We start from the raw sequence: 20,942 nt of genomic DNA on the forward strand, positions 1-20,942 counted from the left end.
GGTCGCACATTTAGGCTACTTGCATGAACCCACCCGCCACCGTTGCCAGCCTGCCACCGGCGGGCGAGGGCTACGTCCTGCGCCCGTGGCGCGGCGACGACCTCGCCAGCCTGATCGCGCATGCCGACGACGCCCTGGTCGCGCGCGGCGTCAGCGACCGTTTCCCGCATCCGTATACGCGCGCCGACGGCGAGCGTTTCCTGGCCGGCGAGGTGGTCAACTTCGCCGATCCGGTCTACGCGATCGAAGTCGACGGCCAGGCCTGCGGCGGCATCGGCGCGCGTCCGGGCCAGGGCGAGCGCCGCCACGGCGCCGAGTTCGGTTACTGGCTGGGCCGCGCGCACTGGAACCGCGGCCTGATGACGCGCGTGGTCGGCGCGTTCGCGCCCTGGGTCATGCGCGAACTGGAATTGCACCGTTTGTACGCGACCGTGCTCGACAGCAATCCGGCCTCGGCGCAGGTGCTGTTGAAGAACGGTTTCATCGAAGAGGGCGCGCAACGCGGCGCCGTGGTCAAGTACGGCGAACTGCACGATCTGCGCGTGTTCGCCAAGGTAAGAAGGAGTCTGCAAGATGCGCCGTGATCCTCCCCGTGGTCCGCGCCCGCCCGGCGGCGGCGATCCCTGGCGCCGCGAGGGCGGCCGCGACGAGCGCGCGCCCGGCCGCGAACGGTCGGGACAAGAGCGTTCCGGCGCCGGACGCGGAAGCGCCGGCGGCCCCGAGCGTGCGAGTACCGAGCGTCCGCCACGCCCGGGCGGCCCTTGGGCCGGTCGTGGCGAGGACAAGCCGCGCGACGGCGAACGCGAACGCAGCGGCGATGCGCCGCGCGGGCGCGACACGCCCTGGCGCGAACGCGCGCCGCAGCCTGCGCGCGCTGGCGAGCGTCCCGCGCCGGCCTATGGCGAGCGCGCGCGCCCGCCGCGCGAACCCGCGCAAGGTTTCCAGGTCGGCGAGCGTCTGGACGAAGCGCAACTGCAGGGCGAGGCCGCGCCACGCCGCGCGCGCGATCTCGAGCTGCGTCTGTATGGCCTCAACGCGGTGCGCGCGGCCTTCGCGCGCCGGCCGCAGGCGATCCGCAAGCTGTATCTGAGCGAGGCGCGCATTCCGGCCCTGCAGCCCTTGCTGGCCTGGTGCGTGGCCCATCGCGTCGGCTATCGCGTGGTCGAGGACGCCGATCTGGACAAGCTGGCGGCCAGCAGCCATCACGAAGGCGTGGTCGCCGACGTGCTGCGCGAGGAAAGCGCGTCGCTGTCGACCTGGCTGCGCGATCTGCCGGCCGGCCCGCAGGCCGCGCTGTGGCTGGACGGCGTGGGCAATCCGCACAACCTGGGCGCGATCCTGCGCGCGGCCGCCCACTTCGGCGTATCCGCGGTACTGCTGCCCAAGCATTCGACCCTGGCCTTGTCCGGCGCGGCCGCGCGCGTGGCCGAAGGCGGCGCCGAAGCGGTGCCGATGGTGCGCCTGGGCCGCGGCGACAACGCCATCGCGCAGTTGCACGGCGCCGGCTTCGCGTTGGCCGCGACCCTGGTGCGCGGCGGTTCCGACCTGTTCGCCACTGCTTTGCCCGAGCGCGTGGTCTATGTGATCGGCGCCGAAGGCGAGGGCATGGACCGCGAGCTGGCGGCCAGCTGCGATCTGCGCCTGTCCATTCCCGGCAGCGGCGCGGTCGAAAGCCTCAACGTGGCTTCGGCGACGGCGGTGTTTCTGGCGGCCTGGGCGTCGCGACAGCGCGCTTGAGCGGGCGCCGCTGCGTGTTAGAAGCAAATCCCCCCTAGCCCCCCTTTTTCAAAGGGGGGAATGCTTGCCGGCGATTTGGCCGACGCGGGCACGCGGACACGAGGGCACGCGGGCTTCCAAGGGGCTTGCGGGCATTCTCGAAACCATAAGCCTCTGCCGGCGAATTCGATCCCACCGATAGCCCACTAGCCCCCTTTGAAAAAGGGACCAACGCTCGCGCAGCGGGCGTTGGGGGATTTGCTGTTGTTCTTGCTATTGCTGCTGCCGAGCTAAAACAGTCGCCGTTGCTCAGCACAGACGCCGGATCGTATCCAGCACGCCCGCGTAGGCGTCGGCCTTGTCCGGGTCGGCGATCATCGCGCGCAGGCAGGACGCGGTCGCGGCCAGCTGCAGCGTGCGCATGCCTTCGTGATGCGCGGTTTCGCCGATGTCGTCCACCGCCGCCTGCATCGCCTCGGCCGCGCTGCGCACCGCGTAGGAAAAATCGCCGGCGCTGTCGAGCACGCTGTGCAGGCTCAGCTTCACCGCGTCGACGATCTGCGAATTCACGCTGGTGCCGGCGACTGCGTTCTGCAGGTTGGCCGCGCTTTCCTGGGGCGCCGACTGCAACTGCTCGGCTCCCGCCGCCGCCATCGTGTCCACCGAGTAGATTTGCATCACGCCCTGGGTGACCGCGGCCTGCATCAGGACGTTCTGCTGCTGCTGCGCGCTTACCGCGTTTTGAAACAACAGCCCGGTCGAATGGGCCATGCTCTGGTAGATCGAGCCCATCGCCAAGGCCGGCGCTTCGCCGATGACTTTGACGTTGCTCTGGGTGACGGCATCGGTGATCTGATCGTTGACGGCGGTCGGGAAGGACATGGCGGCGTTCCTGGTCGGTGGATGGGCATTCCTTGCGCGGCCAGTCTAAGGCCGCGCAACGACGCGCGGGGCCGGTTGTGAAGCCTTGCGACGATCGGCATCGGCGGAGGGCGCCGACGGTGCCGGCGCCCACGCGAGGCAGCCCACGCGTGGGGGCTGCGCTGCCTGCCTACTCTTCCGGGACCGGCGCCGCCTTGGGCTGGCTGCCGAAGTCGCCGTCGGCGGAGGCGGCCAGATAGGCGAACACCGCATAGGCGGCGACGTTCTGCGCCAGCGCCTTGGGATCGATCTTGTCGAAGGTGTCGTCGGGGGTGTGGTGCAGGTCGAAGTAGTCGCTGCCGTCCTGGGCCAGGCGCGCCCAGGCCATGCCGCGCTCGGCGATCGGCCCGATGTCCGGGCCGGGGCCGCCCTTGCCCGGCGTGTACTCGATGCCCAGCGGCGCCAGCGCTTCGGCGATCTGCTTGTCGGCGGCCTGCGCGTGCGCGGGCGCCGAACTGGAGTAGGCGTAGATGCGGCCCGCGCCGAAGTCGCTCTCGGCGCCGATCTGGTGCTTGGCGACGGCGTCGGCGTGCGCGGCCGCGTAGGCCTTGCCGCCGTACAGACCCTGCTCTTCGTTGGCGTAGGCGATCACGCGCACGCTGCGCGCCGGGCGCTGCTTCATCTCGCCGATCAGCTTGGCGGCGGCCATGGTCAGGCCGACGCCGGCGCCGTCGTCGATCGCGCCGGTGCCCAGGTCCCAGGAATCCAGGTGGCCGCCGATGATCACGACCTCATCGGGCTTCTTGCTGCCGCGGATCTCGCCGATCACGTTGTGCGAGGTGGCGGTGCCGTCCCAGCCGCAATCCAAGGCCACGCGGACCTTGACCGGGCCCTTGGCCACCAGGCGCGCGAGCTGGTCGGCGTCGGGCGCGGCCAGCGCGGCGGAGGGGATCGGGGTCAGGCCTTCGTCGAAGCGGGTGATGCCGGTGTGCGGGGCGCGGTGCGAGTCGGTGCCGGCCGAGCGCATCAGCATGGCCGCCGCGCCGGCGCGGATCGCCGCCGACGGCGCCCGGCTGCGCACGCGCGAGCCCGGGCCGTAGCCGGCGCCGTCGCGCGCGCGCTGCATGCGGTAGTCGACGAAGGCGATCTTGCCGGCCAGCGAGCCGGCCGGCGCGGCTTCCAGCGCGGCCAGGTCGGCGAAACGCACGACCTCGGCCTCGACCGTGCCGCCCGGGCTGCCGCCCAGCGCGGTCAGGGTCAGCGGCTGACGGTGCGCGCCCAGCACTTCGGCGCGTTCGCTGCGGCGCTGCCACTTGGGGAAGGTCACCGGTTCCAGCCAGACCTTGTCGAAGCCCAGCTCGCGGAACTTGGCTTCGGCCCAGGCGACCGCGCGCGCGTCGGCTTCGCTGCCGGCCAGGCGCGGGCCGACCTCGGTGGTCAGCGATTCGGTGATGCGATAGCCCAGGTCGCTGGCCAGCGCGCGTTCGCGCAGCTGGGCGACGTTGGCCAGGGCGGATTCGGGGATGCGGGTTTCGCGTTCGGCCGCGAACGCGGTGCCGCCCAGCGTGGCGACGGACAAGACGACGGCCATGGCCGCCCACAACGGTGCACGCATTCCCCAACTCCCCGGCTGCAAAGACGAAGCGTCGAGCTTAGCAACCCGCGGCGCGCAGCTTGCATGCCTCAAGTCACGCCGGACTTGAGCGTTTTTTGTCGCTGACTATCGCGGCGCTTGAGGCTGGCTCCTGCGTTTGCCGAAGTTGTCGTTTCGGGGCTGGAGTGCTCCTTGCCGTCCTATGGCGCCACAACCCCATAAGCCAGCTTCGGGGTAGGAGCGGCGTAAGCCGCGATCGCGGCAATCGGCGTAGACGAAAGCCGCGGCTCGTCTCGGCTTTCGATTGCGACAGGCCTGCTTTGTCCACCTTGCGTCGTCAATGGGATGGGTGGTCGCGGCTCACGCCGCTGCTACCCCACAGCAGAGCGAGCCCAGACAGCGCAACGGCCGCACTAGGCGGCCGTTGCGGGTGGTTCGCGATGGAGCGCGCTTACTTCTTCAGCGAATCGCGGATCTCGCGCAGCAGCAGCACGTCCTCCGGCGTGGCCGGAGCGGCGGCTTCGGCCGGCTTGCGGACCTTGTTGTAGGCCTTCAGTACCAGGAAGATCACGAACGCGATCAGCAGGAAATCGATCGCGGTCTGCAGGAACAGGCCGTATTTGATCGCGACCTCGGCCGCGACTTCCTTGCCCGCCGCGTCCAGCTGCGAAGGCTTGAGCACGTACTTCCAGTCGCTGACGCTGACGCCGCCGCTGAGGAAGCCGATCACCGGCATCACGATGCCGTCGACCAGCGCGGTGACGATCTTGCCGAACGCGGCGCCGATCACCACGCCGACCGCGAGGTCGACGACGTTGCCGCGCGAAATGAATTCCTTGAACTCGCTGATCATGCCCATGGCGGTCTCCCTGGATTGAACGGCACGGGGGTGCCTAAGGCCCGACTATACCGTCGCGGGGACGATATGGCCGTGCAGTTCGGCTACGCCTTCGAGCACGGCGTGGTAGCGGTCGCCGGGTTGCAGCGCGGCCACGCCGGCCGGTGTGCCCATGAACACCAGGTCGCCCGCACGCAGCGCGTACAGGCGCGACAGCTCGTGCAGGATCTCGGGCACGTTCCAGACCAGATCGTCCAGCGAGCCGCGTTGGCGCAACTGGCCGTTGACCTCCAGGCTGAGCGTGCGCGCGCCGAGCTCGCCGACCTCGGCCACCGGCACGATCGGGCTGACCGGCGCGGAACGATCGAAGGCCTTGCCGGTGTCCCAGGGCAGGCCCTTGGCCTTGGCCGCGGTCTGCAGGTCGCGACGGGTCAGGTCCAGGCCGACCGCGTAACCGAACACCAACGCGCCGGCATTGGCCGGGTCGAGCTCGCCGGCGGGCGCGTCGCGGCCCAGCGCCACCACCAGTTCGACCTCGTGGTGCAGGTCCTGGGTGCCACGCGGGTAGGGCACCGCCTCGTCGAGCGCGATCGCGTCGGCGGGCTTGAGGAAGAACACCGGACGGCCGCGGTCGGCGGCCGAGGTGGGCACGGCAGCGCCCATTTCGCGCGCATGCTCGGCGAAATTGCGACCGACGCAGTAGATGCGACGGACCGGGAACTGTCCGCCGCCGCGGACCGGAATACGGGGCTGCGGCGGTGCCGCGATCACATCGGTCATTGCGGGCCTTACAGGGGTCGGGTGGTATCGCCGCGTTCGATGCGTGCGGCATCGACGACGCGGTATTCGCCTTCGACGATGCGCGGATCGCGCGCCGCCATCGGCTGGCCGCGGCGCTTCCACAGTTTGTAGACGATGCCAGCGACGATCATGGCCGTGCCGATGACGACGCTGAACATCACCAGCAATGCCAGCAATCCCAGGCCGACCACGCCCACGGCGAAGCGCAGCAGCCGGTGGCGCGGCTTGCGCGGCTCGAAGGCGTTGCGCATGCGCTGCTGGAATTGGTGATGGTCGAAGCGGAAGCTGTGGGCGAACATTTCTTGTGTCGTGACACAATGCGGCAACAAGGCCGGACGGATGAGTATCGGACCAGCGATGGACGAGGGTGTGAGAACTTCGTTAAACCATGCCGAAGCCGGCGGTTCGGCGGCGCAGCCGTTGATTTCATTGGAGCGCATCGCCGTTGGCGGCTTCGCCGAGGCCGAGGCCAGCATCGCCGGCGACGCCGAATCGCTGCTGCTGTACCGCGACGAAACCGGGGTGCGCGCCTGGCTCAACATCTGCCCGCACGCCGGCCGCCGCCTGGACTGGGCGCCGGGTCAGTTCCTCAAGAGCAAAGAGGGCCTGCTGGTATGCGCGGCGCACGGCGCCAGCTTCGAACTGGGCGGCGGTACCTGCGTGGCCGGCCCCTGCCGCGGCGAAGCGCTGCGCGCGATCGCGGTGGTGGTGCGCGATGGGGCGGTTTGGTTGGCTTAGTGCTGCGGGGTTGAGAGCAAATCCCCCCTGGCCCCCTTTTGCAAAGGGGGGAACTGATTCGCGGCGAACTGAGTCCGCGTTCGAGCAGCGGCTGTTTATTCCCCCCTTTGCAAAAGGGGGGCTAGGTGGGATTTGCTTTTGCTTTGCTCCTGCTTGCACCCAAGCAGCGCAGCCGCTCACTTACCCCAGAACAGCAGATTCACCATCAGCACCGCGATCAGCGTATAGATCAGCGACAGCGGCGCGCCGATCTTCCACAGCTCCTTGCCGGTGTAGCCGGCCGGGCCGGTGATCATCGAGATCACCGGATTGGACGCGGTCATGAAATTGTTCGAGGCCGACAGCGCCACGATCAGGGCGAACGCGGTCGGGTTGCCGCCCGCGGCCAATGCCAGGTTGACCGCCAGCGGCACGACCACGATGGTCGCGCCGACGTGGCTGATCACCAATGAGAACAAAGTAGTAAGCAGACCGATCAACAACTCCAGCAGCCACACCGGCGTGCCGGTGGGCAGGCGCTCGATGGTGTGGCCGGCGATCCAGGCCGCCGCGCCGCTGGAGTCCATGGCCCAGCCCAGGGGTATCAGGCAGGCCATCAGGAACACGGTCTTCCAGTTGATCGCCGCGTAGGCCTCGTCGATGTTGATCACGCCCGCGATCAGCATGCCGGCCACGCCGGTCATCAGCGCGATCGACACCGGCAGGCGCGAGGACAGCGCCAGCAGCATGGCCACGGCGAAGATGGTCAGCGCCAGCTTGAGCTTGTGCGGTCGCTGCTCGCCCTTGGGGTAGTCGGTGACCACCACCAGGTCCTTGCTGGCGGCGACGTCGGCCAGGTCGGTCCAGATGCTGTGCAGCACCAGCATGTCGCCGGCGCGCAGTGGGACGTTGCGCACGTTCTCGCGCAGCACCTGCTTGTCGCGATTGACCGCCAGCAAGCTCAGGCCGGCCTGCTTGCGCAGGTGCAGGTCGCCGGCGGTCTTGCCGATGTAAGCCGAGGTGGCCGGGATCACCGCCTCGGAGATGCCGGCGCGGCTGGGATTGAACAGGTCGCCGAAGGTACGCAGGCGCGAGGACAGGCGCAGGAAATGGTTCTGGGCGAAGTCGCTGACGTGCTGCTTGGAGCCCATCGCGCCGAGCACGCTGCCGACCCAGATGCGGGCGTCGGCCGGCGGCGACAGCCGCGACTCGTTGTCGCTCTTGAGCGCCAGCAGCAGCGGCGCGCCGCGCAGCGCTTCGGCTTCGCCCAGCGACATGCCCACCAGCGGGCTGTCGGCGGTGACGGTGAGCTCGTAGACGTCGCCTTCGATGCCGTAGGCCTTGGCGAAGTAACTCTGGGTGCGTGCCGGGGTCGCGCCCTTGTCGCTGTCGTCCTTGAGCAGTTTGTCGCCGAAGAAATGGAAGTAGGCCAGCGATGCGGCCAGCAGGGCCAGGCCGATCGGCAGCGGCGCGAACATCTTCAGCGGTTCGATCGTGGCCGCGCCCGAGGGCAGGTTGCTGTTGGCGTTGAGCAGCAAGTCGTTGAGCAGGATCAGCGGCGAGTTGCCGACCATGGTCAGGGCGCCGCCCATCACGATCGCGGCGGCGATCGGCAGCAGCAGGCGCGGCAGCGACAGGCCGGTGCGCGAGGACAGGCGCGCGGCGACCGGCATGTACAGCGCCATCACCGACGGGTTCTGCATGAACGAGGAGTTGAGGCCGGCGACCGCGGTGGTCAGCAACAGCAAGCGCTGCTCGACGCCGTGCGCGCGCCGCAGCAGCCAGCCGGCCAGCCGGTTCAGGGCGCCGGTGCGGTCCAGGCCGGCGCCCAGGATCATGGTCGCGATGATGCTGATCACCGCGTTGCCGGAGAAACCGTTGAACAGTTCGTCGGGTTCGACCAGACCGGACAGGCCCAGCAGCACCAGCACCACCAGGGCGACCACGTCGGCGCGGATGCGCTCGAACAGGAACATCGCCATCGTGAAGCCCACCAGCCCGAGAACGAGCTTCATGTCGGTGGTGAGCGTCAGCGCGGTGTCCATCAGGGCCGGGATTCGGGATTCGGGATTCGGGATTGGCGATAGCGGATGCGGCGATGCTCCGGGAGCATGCCTTCAGCGAAGCGTTGCGGATGCGCGATGACGTCCACTCCGAATCCCTAATCCCGAATCTCTAATCCCGGCTCTTGTCGTAGAGCAGATCCCAGACCCCGTGGCCGAGCTTCTGGCCGCGGGTCTCGAAATGCGTTTGCGGGCGCCAATCCGGCCGGGGCACGGCGCCGCGCGCGCCGGCGCGGTTGCTCAGGCCCTGGGTCGCATCCAGCACGTCCCACATCTGTTCGGCATAGTCCTGCCAATCGGTGGCGAGGTGCAAGCGACCGTCGCTGGCCAGCTTGCGCACCAGCAGCTGCGCGAACTCGGGCTGGACCAGGCGGCGCTTGTTGTGGCGCTTCTTGTGCCAGGGGTCCGGGAAGTAGATCCGGACCTCGTCCAGCGAACCGTCGGCGATCTCGTTGTTCAGCACTTCGACCGCGTCGTGGTGGTACAGGCGCACGTGATCGCTACCGTCGGCGGCCAAGGCATTGAGCAGGCGGCCGACGCCGGGGGCGTGCACTTCGATCCCGATCAGATCGCGTTCGCGATCGTGCTGGGCGGCGTAGCGCAGCGCCTCGCCGTTGCCGAAGCCGATCTCGAGCACGCGTTTGGCGGAACGCCCGAAGATAGCGTCGTAGTCGCGCGGCGCGCCTTGGTAGTCGATGCCGAAGCGCGGCCACAGCTCGTCGAAGGCGCGCTGCTGGGCCGGGGTGAAGCGGCCCTGGCGCAGCACGAAGCTGCGCACCTGGCGCCGGCCTTGCTCGACCGTGAACGGCTTGGGCGGGGTCTTGGCGCCGTCGCTGGAGAACGGGTCGGTCATCTCAGCCGATCAGCCCGTCTACCGGCGAGGACGCGCTGGCGTAGCGCTTGCGCGGGATGCGGCCGGCCTTGAACGCGGCGCGGCCGGCCTCGACCGCCAGCTTCATGGCATGCGCCATCAGGATCGGATCGCGCGCGCCGGCGATGGCGGTATTCATCAACACGCCGTCGCAGCCCAGCTCCATCGCGATCGCAGCGTCGGAGGCGGTGCCCACGCCGGCATCGACGATGATCGGCACCTTGGCGTTCTCGACGATCTCCAGCAGGTTGTACTTGTTCTGCACGCCCAGGCCGGAGCCGATCGGCGCGGCCAGCGGCATCACCGCGACGCAGCCGATCTCTTCCAGGCGCTTGGCCAGGATCGGATCGTCGGAGGTGTAGACCATCACATCGAAGCCGTCCCTGACCAGGATCTCGGCCGCGGCCAGGGTCTGGACGACGTCGGGGAACAGGGTGCGCTGGTCGCCCAGCACTTCCAGCTTGACCAGCTTGTGGCCGTCGAGCAGTTCGCGCGCCAGCCGGCAGGTGCGCACCGCGTCGTCGACGTTGTAGCAGCCGGCGGTGTTGGGCAGCAGGGTGTAGCGGTCCGGCGGCAGCACATCGAGCAGGTTGGGCTCGCCCGGGTTCTGGCCGATGTTGGTGCGGCGGATCGCGACGGTGACGATCTCGGCAGCGGCGGCCTCGGTGGCCAGGCGGGTCTGGTCCAGATCCAGGAACTTGCCGGTGCCGGTGAGCAGGCGCGAACGGTAGGACTTGCCGGCGATGACCAGCGTGTCTGCAGCGGTGGGGGTCGTCATAGGCGGAATTATGAACGATCGACCGGGGCGCAGGGTGATCGCGAAGCGGCTTTGTCTGGGCTTTTTCAGCCCTGAGTGGGGTTCGAGCGGGGTCGCGCGTGGCGCCGGGGCTTTGGGGCAGGAGCGGCGCAAGCTGCGACGGCCTCCAAGGCAAGGCGAGGCTCGAGCCTAGAGGTAGGAGCGGCGCAAGCCGCGACCATCAACTACGGCTGCGGTGCGAACGCGATTCAGACTTCACTGAAGGCGCCGCGGCCTTCTGAAGGAGCGGCGTAAGCCGCGATGGACTGCAAGGACGAGGCGAAGCTCGCGTCTCGGGGTAGGAGCGGCGCAAGCCGCGGCCGGCAACTACGCCTGCGACGTGGCTACGAGTCGGGCATCGCTGCACGTGCCGCAGCTCTCTGTGGGAGCGGCGTAAGCCGCGATGGGCTCCGAGGCAAGGCGAGGTTCGAGCCCAGGGGTAGGAGCGGCGCAAGCCGCGACCGGCAACTACGCCGGCGACGTGGCTACGAGTCGGGTATCGCTGCACGCGCCGCAGCTCTCTGTGGGAGCGGCGTGAGCCGCGATGGGCTGCGGGTGCGACGTGAGACCGATAGGAGGTGGTGTTGCGTCGTTGCTGGCATCGCTTCGGGTTGATGCGCGTTGCCATCCATGGCGCGGCTACTGGGCTTCGGATCGTCCGGCCCGGCCAATCCGTGGCCGGGCGTTCGCCAAGACTGCACGGCAGTGCCGTGCAAAGCGCGTCTTGGCTCACCCGGCCCGGCCAATCCGTGGCCGGGCGTTCGCCCAAACTGCGCGGCAGTGCCGCGCAAAGCTCGTTTGGGCTCACCCACCCCCCAACGCATGCACGATTTCCACTTTGTCCCCCGCGCCCAGCGCATGCGCGGCGTGCGCGCCGCGCGGGACGATTTCGCCGTTGACCTCGACCGCGACCCGGCGTTCGCCCAGGCCCTCGTCCAGCAGCAGTTGCGCGACCGTGGTCGCGGCCGCGATAGCGCGCGGCTCGCCATTGAGAGTGATGTCCATGCCGGCTATTGTCCCGCGCCGCCCGGCGCGCGGCCAGGGGCGGCCGGTCGCTGTGCCCAGGCTGGCTGCCCGCTGAGCGTTTTTGACGCACTGCGCCTTGTATGTCGCAGCGCCGCATGCTTCGATGCCGAGCCATCCGCGTGCGTACTGTCGCAGCGCGGCAAACGCCCAGTTCCGACACCAACACCACCTCACGATCTCGCAGGGAACCCCATGATCAAACCCGTTCGCACCGTGCTCGCCGCCGCCCTGGCGCTGGCGACCGCGCCGGCCTTCGCCCAGACCTATTCGCAGACGGTCTTCTTCGGCGACAGCCTGACCGACTCCGGCCACTTCCGCCCCGCGCTGATCCAGGCGGTGGGCCCGAACGGCGCCCAGATCGGTCGCTTCACCACCAATCCGGGCCTGGTCTGGGCGGAGTACCTGGCCGATTACTACGGCACCAACGCGGTCAGCGACAACCAGGGCGGCACCAACTACGCCGTCGGCGGCGCCCGCACCGGCACCAACACCGCCGGCGCGCTGGGCCCGATCCCGTCGCTGACCACCCAGGTCACCGGCTACCTCGCCGCCAACGGCGGCCGCGCCGATTCGCGCGCGCTGTACACCGTCTGGGGCGGCGCCAACGACCTGTTCGCGGTCGCCGGCGGCGGTTCGCCGACCCTGATCGGCGCCGCGGTCACCTCGCAGATCGGCCTGGTGGGCACGCTGACCAACGCCGGCGCCAAGTACATCCTGGTGCCGACCATCCCCGACCTCGGCCTGACCCCGCAGTTCCGCGCCGGCGGCGCCGCCCAGCAGGCCGCGGGCACGCAGCTGTCGACCACCTACAACAACGCCCTGTTCGGCGGACTGGCCACGGCCGGCTACCGAGTGATCCCGCTCGACACCTTCAACCTGCTGCGCGAGATCGTCGCCAACCCGGCGCCGTACGGCATCACCAACGTCACCGGCACCGCCTGCAATCCGCAGATCACCGCCTCGTCGGTCACCTGCAGCCCGCTCAACTACGTCAACCCGACCGCGCCGGACACCTACGCCTTCGCCGACGGCGTGCACCCGTCCTCGCGCGCGCACAAGATCCTCGGCGACTACGCCGTGTCGATCCTGGAAGCGCCGCGTCAGATCGCGCTGCTGCCGAACTCCGAAGCCATGGTCGGCCGTTCGCGCGCCGATCGCGTCGCCAATCATCTGGCCGGCAAGCCGGAAGGCGACGGCATGCGCTGGTGGGCCGACGCGCGCGGCGACTTCCAGCGTTACGGCAAGGGCGACGTCTACGACGGCAGCGGCCCCAGCATCGCCGGCGGCGTCGACTGGACCCGCGGCGACTGGGTATTCGGCGGCTTCGCCGGCTTCGGCAAGCAGAGCCTGGACTTCGGCCGCAACGCCGGCGAGTTCGATCAGAGCGACGCCACCCTCGGCGGCTTCGCGGCCTGGTACGGCGCCAACGCCTGGGTCAACGGCCAGCTCAGCTGGACCAAGGTCGATTACGACATCGACCGCCGCGTCGTGCTGGGCCCGACCAGCCGCGTCCACCGCGGCTCCACCGACGGCAAGAACCTGACCGCCGCTATCAGCGCCGGTTGGGAATTCGGCGACGGCGCGCTGCGTCACGGCCCGGTGATCGGCTTTGTCGCCCAGCGCATCGATGTCGACGGCTTCAAGGAAAGCGACCCGGCCCTGGCCACTTCGCTGGCCTATAACGATCAGAGCTTCGACTCGCTGATCGGCAGCGCCGGCTGGCAGGTGAGCTACGCGATCAACGACCACCTCAAGCCCTACGCGCGTCTGACCTACGACCGCGAGTTCGAAGACGCCGACAAGGAAGTGTTCGCGCGTCTGCAGTCGATGCCCGGCACCGCGCCCTACGCCGTGCCCGGCCACGACTTCGATCAGAGCTACGGCACCCTGCTGATCGGCGCGCGCACCCAGCTGTTCGGGCTCGACGCCAACCTCGGCAGCAGCGTCACCGTGGGCCAGGCCGGCGGCAATCACGCCACCGTCTTCGCCACCATCGGCGCCGGCTTCTAAGCAGCATCGCAACCGCGCGGGCCCGCACGGGTCCGCGCGGTTTGCCAACCCGCGTAGGCGCGCATAGACTTCGCCGCATGCGGGTGTAGTTCAATGGTAGAACTGCAGCTTCCCAAGCTGCTAGCGTGGGTTCGATTCCCATCACCCGCTCGATCTTTCACCCGACGTTGTTCGACGGGTATTCGAAGCGCGTTCCGCGCGAGCCTCCATTTCTTTCAAGTCTCCGCGGCCGATCCGCATCGGGCCGTTGTAGCCGTTCGCTTACGCCGATCGTCCGCGGCTGCGGTCGATTGCGCGACGTCGCCAGGGTGCCGATGGGAATTCGTGCGGCTTGGAGGCACTGCGCCGATGCCGGGTGGAGCAGGGGGCACCTGTCTTTCGAAAACGATAATCCATTATTTAACAATGACATGAGTTCGTTATAATAATTAGTATTGACTAATTAATAAGCATTGGCTAATGTTTTTCCATGACCCAAGCCGCCCCCATCGACGCCGTCATGCGCTCGCTCGCCGATCCCACCCGTCGCGCGGTGTTCGAGCGCATCGTCGGTAGCGACGAGATCTCCGTGGCCGAGCTCACACGCGGCAGCGGGGTGACGCAAGGCGCTATTTCGCAGCACCTCAAATCCTTGAAGCAGGCCGGGCTGGTGATCGAGCGGCCCGAGGGTCGCAAGGTCTACTACCGCGCTCAGCCCGAGGGCCTCGCGCCGCTAGTCGATTGGATGAGCCACTACGGCGTGTTCTGGCGCGAACGTTTCGCCAGCCTGCGCACTCTCTTGAAGGAAATCGACCCATGAACTATGCGGCATCGCAGAGCGCCACGCAGACGATCGTGCTGGACGAGGTATTTCCGCACGCGCCGGAGATCCTCTGGGCCACGCTGACCAGCGGCGCGCTGATGGCGCGCTGGCTGATGCCGCCGAGCGGATTCGAAGCGGTGGTCGGCCAGCGCTTTAGCTTCCAGACCACGCCCGGCGGCGCCTGGGACGGCGTGATCCATTGCGAGGTGTTGGAGGTAAGCCCGAACCGGCGCCTCGCGTTCGCCTGGCGCAGCGGCCACGCCAGCAACGTCGGCTACGGTGCCTTGTTGGACACCGTGGTGAGTTTCGACCTGTCGCCGGCCGAAGGCGGCACGCGCCTGCGCCTGGTTCACGCCGGTTTCGTCGCGCCCAGCAACGACGCCACCTACCGCAACCTCAGCGAAGGTTGGCCGAAGGTGTTCAAACAGCTCGACAGCGTCGCGGCCGAACAAGCGCCGCCGACTTCCCTGCACTGAAGCACAACCTGGATACGAACATGAGCGAGCCTTACACCGGCGGTTGCGCCTGCGGCGCGATCCGTTACGAAATCTCCGGCGAACCTTTGGCGATGAACGATTGCCAGTGCCGCGATTGCCAGCGCAAGAGCGGTACCGGGCACGGATCGTATCTGTCGTTCCCGAATCGAGCGCAGGTGAAGCTCAGCGGCGCGGCGACGCATTGGGATCTGCTGGGCGACAGCGGCAACGCCAAGACGCGCGCGTTCTGTCCCACCTGCGGCTCGCCGGTGTACCTGACCTTCTCGGCCATGCCCGACGTGTTTACCGTGCATGCGGCCAGCCTCGACGACCCTGGCCGCTATCGGCCGCAGATGGTCACTTATCGCGCACGCGGCCACGTTTGGGATCGCGTGGATCCGGCCTTGCCGCAATTCGACGGCATGCCCGAGTAAGCGAACCGCACGGGGATAGGCCGCGGCATCGTTCGCGCGGGGGCGATGCTTCGGTTCGTGTCCGCGAACCGGCCGCTCACGCCCATCGCTGGAGGTCCCCCGCGCTGTTGAGGTAGGCTATGGACGTGGTTTCAGGTGCGGTTTCCCGAGCGGTCGATCGTTAAGTTTTCGATCGTCCGCGGCGGGGCTGGGCAAGGTCCGGTTGCTATCCACAGCCCGACCCACCGCGCCACACTTCCACGGTTCGATGCGCGCCGCGACGGCGCGCCCGATCCGACAGCGACGGCGGCGCGTCCCTTGATCCGGACGGCCGCTGTTTTTTCTTGAGGGCGACCTCGACGCAGCGGAGACGCGATGGCAGCCCGTATCGTGCTCGGTTGGCGGGAATGGGTGGCGATGCCCGGCTTGGGCGTGGCCGCCCTGCGCGCGAAGATCGACAGCGGCGCGCGCAGCTCGGCGCTGCACGTCGACGCGCAGTGGCGCTTCAGCGAAGGCGGCGCACCCTGGGTCGGCTTCCGCCTCAGCCCCGGCGCGGTCGGGGCGGAGGTGGTGGAATGCCTGGCGCCGGTCCACGACGAACGCGTGGTCACCGACTCCGGCGGCCACCGCGGCGAGCGCGTGTTCGTGCGCACCGGCCTGCGTCTGGCCGGGGTCGAACGCGAAATTGAAATAAACCTCGCGGATCGTCGCGGCATGCGCTTCCCCATGCTGCTCGGCCGCACCGCGATGGCGCGAGTGTTCACGGTAGATCCGGCTCGCTCGTTCCTGCACGGCAAGGCGGCGCCCAATCCTGCCGCACCCCATTCGGACAACCCCCAGTCATGAAGCTCGCGATCCTGTCGCGCAACACCAAGCTCTACTCGACCCGGCGCCTGGTCGAAGCCGCGCGCCAGCACGGCCACAGCGTGCGCGTGCTGGACCCGCTGCGCTGCTACATGCGCATCGACTCGGACGGCTTCGAGATGCACTACAAGGGCCGCGAGATCGCCGGCTACCACGCGGTGATTCCGCGCGTGGGCGCCTCGATCACGCGCTACGGCTCGGCGGTGCTGCGCCAGTTCGAGCTGATGGGCACCTACACCCCGAACTCCTCCGACGCGATCCTGCGCGCGCGCGACAAGTTGCGCAGCCATCAGCTGCTGGCCGCCGAGCACATCGGCCTGCCGGCGACGGTGTTCGGCGACAACCCCGACGACACCGCCGACCTGCTGTCGATGCTCGGCCCGCCGCCGCACGTGATCAAACTCAACGAGGGCACCCAGGGCGCCGGCGTGATGCTGACCGAGAAGCTGTCGGCCTCGCGCGGCGTGATCGAGGCGCTGCGCGGCCTGTACGCCAATTTCCTGGTGCAGGAATTCATCGCCGAGGCCAAGGGCGCGGACCTGCGTTGCTTCGTGGTCGGCGGCAAGGTGGTCGCGGCGATGAAGCGGCAGGCGCCCAAGGGCGACTTCCGCTCCAACTTGCATCGCGGCGGCACCGCCAAGGGCGTCAAGGCCAGCGCGGCCGAGCAGGACGTGGCGATCCGCGCCGCGCGCGTGCTCGGTCTGGGCGTGGCCGGCGTCGATCTGATCCGCTCCGATCGCGGCCCGCTGGTGCTGGAGGTCAACGCCTCGCCCGGCCTGGAGGGCATCGAGGAGGCCAGCGGGGTGGACGTGGCCGGGGAAGTCATCGCCTACGTCGCCGGCCGCACCAAGCGGCATTCGGCCCGACGGGCGGCAGCCAAGAAATCGTGACGGACCGCTCATTTTGGCGTTTTGCCGCGATCTGCCGCGAACGCCGGGTAACCGTCTGATTCGTCGGCTATCGCGCCCTGCCGGACGTCCCGGGCTTTGCCAGCGGCGCCAGCAGGGACCTGAACAAAGCGCGATTTCAGGTTGCGTTTAACAAATAATTAATATTCGTTTTAACAGCCGTTTAATCGATTTCCGCGTAGCGTGTCCGGACCGCAGCATGCCGCTCTTCCAAGTCAGCGATCTGGTCGAAGCAGGTTACGGTAATCGGGGCAATACCCTTTTGGCCCAGGCGCGGTGGCCCCGCGCTTGGGCCTTTGTTTGCCGGTGCGGCCCGTCATGAGCGAGTGAGAAGCGCACAGCGCGGGCTCTGGCAGAATCGTGAGCCTCGCCGCCTCGACTTCATGATCGGCTGGCGCGCGTCGCCGCCGCTGAGTTCAGGAACCTTGCCGCGGCCCTCGGGTCGAAGGCTCAAACAGGAAGGTCCAATGCGCATACTCGTAATCGAAGACAACCAGGACATCGCCGCCAATCTGGGCGATTTTCTCGAAGACCGCGGCCACACCGTGGATTTCGCCGCCGACGGCATCACCGGACTGCACCTGGCGGTGGTGCACGACTTCGACGCGATCGTGCTCGATCTGAATCTGCCCGGGCTGGACGGTCTGGAAGTCTGCCGCAAGCTGCGCAACGAAGCGCGCAAGCAGACTCCGGTGCTGATGCTGACCGCGCGCGACAGCCTGGACAACAAGCTGGCCGGTTTCGACTCCGGCGCCGACGACTATCTGATCAAGCCCTTCGCTCTGCAGGAAGTCGAGGTGCGTTTGAACGCGCTCTCGCGCCGCGGTCGCGGCGTGCAGACGCGGGTGCTGAACGCCGCCGATCTGGAATACAACCTGGACACGCTGGAAGTGCGTCGCCAGGGCAAGCTGCTGCAGCTCAATCCGACCGCGCTGAAGATCCTGCAGGCGCTGATGGAAGCCTCGCCGGCGGTGGTCACGCGCCAGGAACTGGAAACCCGCGTGTGGGGCGAGGAACTGCCGGACTCCGACAGCCTGCGCGTGCACATCCACGGCCTGCGCGCGGTGGTCGACAAGCCCTTCGACACGCCCCTGATCCAGACCCGCCACGGCATCGGCTACCGCATCGCGGCGCCCGAGAACGGTTGATCGCGTGGCGACAGGGGAATCGCCCGCGCCCGAGCGGCGCAAGAAACGGGTGCGCTATCGGCGGCGCTTGCGCAGCCGCATCATTCTGTCCTTCGTCCTGCTCGGCTTCGGGCTGACGACCATGTTCGCGTTCGCGACCAACTGGACCCGCACCCGGGTCGAGAACGCGCTGGTCGAAGACGTGATGAACCGCAACATCACCCAGTTCGCGTTGCAGTTCGAGAAGGATCCGAAGAACCCGGAGTTCGCGGTCGACCAGATCCGCGCCTTCGTCTACACCCCGGACAAATTCGATTCGGTGCGGGTGAACCGGCCGGAGTGGTTCGAACTCAAGGACGGCATCCACGGCCTGCGCGGCCAGGACGAGAACGGCGAGTCATTCGCCTACAAACTCGCGGTACGCAAGACGCCCAACGCCTGGTTCTTCCTCGCTTACGACATGAGCTCGACCACGCGCGGCGAGCAGCAATTCAACCGCGCCATCTACGGCTCGGTGCTGGTGTTCACCCTGCTGTCGTTGCTGGTCGGCTGGTGGGCGGCCTCGCGCGTGATGAGCCCGGTGTCGGAACTGGCGCGCCGCCTGCGCCTGTCCGGCCGCGCCTCGCAACCCGAAGGCCTGGCCACGCACTTCCCCGACGACGAAGTCGGCGAGCTCGCCAAGGCCCTGGACGATTACGCCGAGCGCCTCACCGACGTGGTCCAGCGCGATCGCGAGTTCAACGCCGACGTCAGCCACGAGCTGCGCACGCCGCTGGCGGTGATCAAGGGCGCGGTCGAGCTGCTGCTTACGCGCTCGGACCTGGACGAGAAGACCCGCATCCGCCTGGCCCGCATCCAGCGCGCCGAGCAGCAATGCACCGACTTGATCAGCGCGCTGCTGTTGCTGTCGCGCAACGAGCGCGGCCACGGCGCCACCGACATCGCGCGCCTGTCCGAGCAGTTGCTGGACGCGCACCGCGCCCAGCTCGCCGGCAAGCCGCTGGACCTGCGCGTGGAAGGCGAGCGTGGCCTGGTCGTGGACGCGCCGGAAGCCGCGGTCGCGGTGGCGCTGGGCAATCTGATCGGCAACGCGGTCAAGTACACCACCCAGGGCGAGGTGATCGTGCGCCTGCATCCGCGCTGGGTGGAGGTGATCGATTCCGGGCCCGGTCTCAGCGCCGAAGACGCGGCCAAGCTGTTCGAGCGCGGCTACCGCGGCACCCACGCCGGCCATTCGCAGGGCGGCGGCATCGGCCTGTCGATCGTGCGTCGCTTGTGCGAGCTCTACGGCTGGGACGTGCGGGTCAAGCCGGGCGAGGAGAAGGGCGTGGTCGCGACGCTTAGCTTCGGCGGTTCGACCGCCCTGGTCGGCTGAAACGCTGAGCGTCGTCGTCGCTCAGAACGGCAGCAGCCCTTCGGTGAGCGCGCTCAGCGGCACGCCGCCGGCGGCTTGGGCGTCCAGCGCGCCGAAACCGCCGCGATGCAGGATGACGTCGCGCAGGTAGTCGAGGAAATAGGCCTCGCGCGATTCGTACAGCAGCACGAAGTCGAAGCCGTCCTGCGGCAGGGCCACCGAGTAGGGCGCGCCGCCGCTGACGTTATCCTTGTGGTAATCGTCCGGCGACAGCGCCAGGTGGAACAGGCCGTCGTCCTCGCGTTCGGCCTGCTCCGATTCTTCCAGCAGCGCCTCGGCCGGGTAGACCACCAGAGGGTCGAGCATGTCGGGGAAATCGGGGTGCGTGCCGGTGAGCGCGACCCCGCCCATCGCCTGCCAGAAGCATTCCAGCGTGACCGGCAACGCGCCGATCCGAGTTTTCAACATGGCCGGCGCTACGGCATCGGCGTCGAGCAAGGGTGCCGAGACGCCGCCGCCGTCGTCCGGGTCGCAATACACCGAGTAGGCATAGCCGTGCGCCGTCAGGCGCTGGACGAGCAGCCGGCAGTTGTGCGCCACCCGCTCCATCGCCAGTTCGGCGACCGCGCGCATCTGCATGCGCGCGTCGCCCTCGCGCGGGTCCAGCCGCGTCAGCTCCGCCGTCACCTGACGATGCTCGCCGTTGCGGTAGCGCTCGCGGTAATCCATCGCCGCCGTGAGCCGAGGATGCGGCTCAGTCGACGCGTTCGAGCCAGCCGTACTTGTCCGGCGTCTTGCCGCTGAACAGACCGAAGAACAGTTCCTGCATGCGCTGGGTCACCGGGCCGGGCTTGCCGGTGCCGACCTGACGGCCGTCGACCGAACGGATCGGGGTGATCTCGGCGGCGGTGCCGCACATGAACAGCTCGTCGCACAGGTACAAATATTCGCGCGGCAGATCGCGTTCCACCACCGTGTAGCCCGCGTCGCGGGCGAGAGTGATGATGGTGTTGCGGGTGATGCCGTTGAGCAGCGCGGCGCTGACCGGGGTGGTGTGCAGCGCGCCGTCGAAGACCAGGAACAGGTTCTCGCCCGCGCCTTCGGACAACAGACCGGTCGAGGCCAGGGCGATGCCCTCGCCGAAGCCCAGGCGCCGCGCTTCGCGCGCGACCAACTGGCCCGACAGGTAGTTGCCGCCGGCCTTGGCGCCGGCCGGAATGGTGTTCGGCGCGAAACGCTGCCAGCTGGACACGCAGGCGTCGATGCCCTGTTCGAGCACGCTGGCGCCCAGGTACTGGCCCATCTTCCAGGTCGCCACCGCCATGTCGGTCGGGGTGTCGGCGGACAGGCCGAAGCCGCCCAGGCCGCGGTAGGCGACCGGACGCAGGTAATCGGTGGTGTAGTCGTTGGCCTTGAGCACGTCGCGGCAGGCCTGATTGACCTGTTCGACCGTGTACGGCATCGGCATGTCGTAGATCTTGGCCGAGGCGAACAGGCGCGTGTTGTGCTCGGTCAGACGGAAAATCTTCGGCCCGTCCGGCGTGTCGTAGCTGCGGATGCCTTCGAACACCGACGAGCCGTAATGCAGCGCGTGCGACATCACGTGGGTGGTGGCTTCGGCCCAGCGCTTGATCGCGCCGTTGTGCCAGATCCATTCGGGGTATTGCATCGCCGGCTTCCGTGGGGGGAGAAACCGCTATTGTGC

Annotated in this window: 21 protein-coding genes, 1 tRNA gene and 1 pseudogene; 12 read left to right on the plus strand and 11 right to left on the minus strand. The window is 68.4% G+C overall.

What is annotated here, in order from left to right; translation table 11 throughout:
* The first annotated feature begins 23 nt into the window (after positions 1-23).
* Positions 24-584, plus strand: coding sequence for a GNAT family protein (locus ASE43_RS11775; protein WP_056179444.1), 561 nt, complete (start codon positions 24-26; stop codon positions 582-584).
* 373 nt (positions 585-957) lie between these two features.
* On the plus strand, positions 958-1,737 hold the full coding sequence (locus ASE43_RS22600; RefSeq protein ID WP_057160674.1) for a TrmH family RNA methyltransferase: 780 nt from the start codon (positions 958-960) through the stop codon (positions 1,735-1,737).
* 540 nt (positions 1,738-2,277) lie between these two features.
* On the opposite strand, the pseudogene ASE43_RS11785 reads toward ASE43_RS22600, so the two are convergent.
* The 5 genes and pseudogenes from ASE43_RS11785 to ASE43_RS11805 all read right to left on the minus strand — a co-directional run.
* Positions 2,278-2,598 (minus strand): annotated as a pseudogene (locus ASE43_RS11785) (RebB family R body protein); the annotation flags it as partial.
* Between the two features lie 169 nt (positions 2,599-2,767).
* Positions 2,768-4,168, minus strand: a complete 1,401-nt coding sequence (locus ASE43_RS11790) for a M28 family peptidase (protein WP_157499890.1) — start codon at positions 4,166-4,168, stop codon at positions 2,768-2,770.
* A 454-nt stretch (positions 4,169-4,622) separates the two neighbouring features.
* Complete coding sequence (mscL, locus tag ASE43_RS11795) at positions 4,623-5,030, minus strand: large-conductance mechanosensitive channel protein MscL (protein WP_056179452.1); 408 nt, start codon at positions 5,028-5,030, stop codon at positions 4,623-4,625.
* Positions 5,031-5,075: 45 nt separating this feature from the next.
* Positions 5,076-5,789, minus strand: coding sequence for a fumarylacetoacetate hydrolase family protein (locus ASE43_RS11800; RefSeq protein WP_057160581.1), 714 nt, complete (start codon positions 5,787-5,789; stop codon positions 5,076-5,078).
* Positions 5,790-5,797: 8 nt separating this feature from the next.
* Positions 5,798-6,109, minus strand: coding sequence for a hypothetical protein (locus tag ASE43_RS11805; RefSeq protein WP_056179457.1), 312 nt, complete (start codon positions 6,107-6,109; stop codon positions 5,798-5,800).
* 121 nt (positions 6,110-6,230) lie between these two features.
* On the opposite strand from ASE43_RS11805, the gene ASE43_RS11810 reads away from it, so the two are divergent.
* On the plus strand, positions 6,231-6,548 hold the full coding sequence (locus ASE43_RS11810) for a Rieske (2Fe-2S) protein (RefSeq protein WP_235567238.1): 318 nt from the start codon (positions 6,231-6,233) through the stop codon (positions 6,546-6,548).
* Positions 6,549-6,724: 176 nt separating this feature from the next.
* Here ASE43_RS11810 and ASE43_RS11815 read toward each other — a convergent pair whose 3' ends face one another.
* From ASE43_RS11815 to thiS, 4 genes are all read right to left on the minus strand, one after another.
* Positions 6,725-8,572: an SLC13 family permease gene (locus ASE43_RS11815; RefSeq protein WP_056179464.1), complete on the minus strand. Its 1,848-nt coding sequence runs from the start codon at positions 8,570-8,572 to the stop codon at positions 6,725-6,727.
* A gap of 130 nt (positions 8,573-8,702) precedes the next feature.
* The gene (trmB, locus tag ASE43_RS11820; RefSeq protein ID WP_057160582.1) at positions 8,703-9,443 is read right to left on the minus strand and encodes a tRNA (guanosine(46)-N7)-methyltransferase TrmB; all 741 of its coding nucleotides are present in this window, start codon (positions 9,441-9,443) and stop codon (positions 8,703-8,705) included.
* 1 nt (position 9,444) lies between these two features.
* Positions 9,445-10,239 (minus strand): thiazole synthase, encoded by a 795-nt coding sequence (locus tag ASE43_RS11825; RefSeq protein WP_056179471.1) that lies wholly within the window; start codon positions 10,237-10,239, stop codon positions 9,445-9,447.
* Positions 10,240-11,061: 822 nt separating this feature from the next.
* Positions 11,062-11,262: a sulfur carrier protein ThiS gene (thiS, locus tag ASE43_RS11830; protein ID WP_055903698.1), complete on the minus strand. Its 201-nt coding sequence runs from the start codon at positions 11,260-11,262 to the stop codon at positions 11,062-11,064.
* A 213-nt stretch (positions 11,263-11,475) separates the two neighbouring features.
* Here thiS and ASE43_RS11835 point away from each other — a divergent pair, with 213 nt between their 5' ends.
* The 9 genes from ASE43_RS11835 (at position 11,476) to ASE43_RS11875 (ending at position 19,258) form a co-directional block, all read left to right on the plus strand.
* The gene (locus ASE43_RS11835) at positions 11,476-13,293 is read left to right on the plus strand and encodes an autotransporter domain-containing esterase (protein WP_056179475.1); all 1,818 of its coding nucleotides are present in this window, start codon (positions 11,476-11,478) and stop codon (positions 13,291-13,293) included.
* 79 nt (positions 13,294-13,372) lie between these two features.
* Positions 13,373-13,443: transfer RNA gene (locus tag ASE43_RS11840), tRNA-Gly, on the plus strand.
* Positions 13,444-13,762: 319 nt separating this feature from the next.
* Complete coding sequence (locus ASE43_RS11845) at positions 13,763-14,092, plus strand: metalloregulator ArsR/SmtB family transcription factor (protein ID WP_057160583.1); 330 nt, start codon at positions 13,763-13,765, stop codon at positions 14,090-14,092.
* The gene (locus tag ASE43_RS11850; protein ID WP_057160584.1) at positions 14,089-14,571 is read left to right on the plus strand and encodes an SRPBCC domain-containing protein; all 483 of its coding nucleotides are present in this window, start codon (positions 14,089-14,091) and stop codon (positions 14,569-14,571) included. Before ASE43_RS11845 ends, ASE43_RS11850 begins: the two co-directional genes overlap by 4 nt.
* Positions 14,572-14,591: 20 nt before the next feature.
* A complete protein-coding gene (locus ASE43_RS11855; protein ID WP_056179484.1) occupies positions 14,592-15,005 on the plus strand; it encodes a GFA family protein in 414 nt (137 codons plus the stop codon).
* 354 nt (positions 15,006-15,359) lie between these two features.
* A complete protein-coding gene (locus ASE43_RS11860; RefSeq protein WP_056179488.1) occupies positions 15,360-15,830 on the plus strand; it encodes a RimK/LysX family protein in 471 nt (156 codons plus the stop codon).
* On the plus strand, positions 15,827-16,738 hold the full coding sequence (gene rimK / locus ASE43_RS11865) for a 30S ribosomal protein S6--L-glutamate ligase (protein WP_056179491.1): 912 nt from the start codon (positions 15,827-15,829) through the stop codon (positions 16,736-16,738). The genes ASE43_RS11860 and rimK overlap by 4 nt, the downstream gene beginning before the upstream one ends.
* A 485-nt stretch (positions 16,739-17,223) precedes the next feature.
* Positions 17,224-17,904 carry a response regulator transcription factor gene (locus tag ASE43_RS11870; protein ID WP_056179494.1) on the plus strand — a complete coding sequence of 227 codons (681 nt, stop codon included), beginning with the start codon at positions 17,224-17,226 and terminating at the stop codon, positions 17,902-17,904.
* A gap of 4 nt (positions 17,905-17,908) precedes the next feature.
* Positions 17,909-19,258: a HAMP domain-containing sensor histidine kinase gene (locus ASE43_RS11875; RefSeq protein ID WP_056179496.1), complete on the plus strand. Its 1,350-nt coding sequence runs from the start codon at positions 17,909-17,911 to the stop codon at positions 19,256-19,258.
* A 21-nt stretch (positions 19,259-19,279) separates the two neighbouring features.
* On the opposite strand, the gene ASE43_RS11880 is transcribed toward ASE43_RS11875, so the two are convergent.
* Both ASE43_RS11880 and ASE43_RS11885 read right to left on the minus strand, forming a co-directional pair.
* Positions 19,280-19,966, minus strand: a complete 687-nt coding sequence (locus ASE43_RS11880) for a hypothetical protein (RefSeq protein WP_057160585.1) — start codon at positions 19,964-19,966, stop codon at positions 19,280-19,282.
* A gap of 25 nt (positions 19,967-19,991) precedes the next feature.
* Positions 19,992-20,906 (minus strand): branched-chain amino acid transaminase, encoded by a 915-nt coding sequence (locus ASE43_RS11885; protein WP_057160586.1) that lies wholly within the window; start codon positions 20,904-20,906, stop codon positions 19,992-19,994.
* Positions 20,907-20,942: the final 36 nt, after the last annotated feature.

The organism is Lysobacter sp. Root983 (genome assembly GCF_001429345.1).
In the GTDB taxonomy this organism is placed as follows: Bacteria; Pseudomonadota; Gammaproteobacteria; order Xanthomonadales; family Xanthomonadaceae; genus Lysobacter.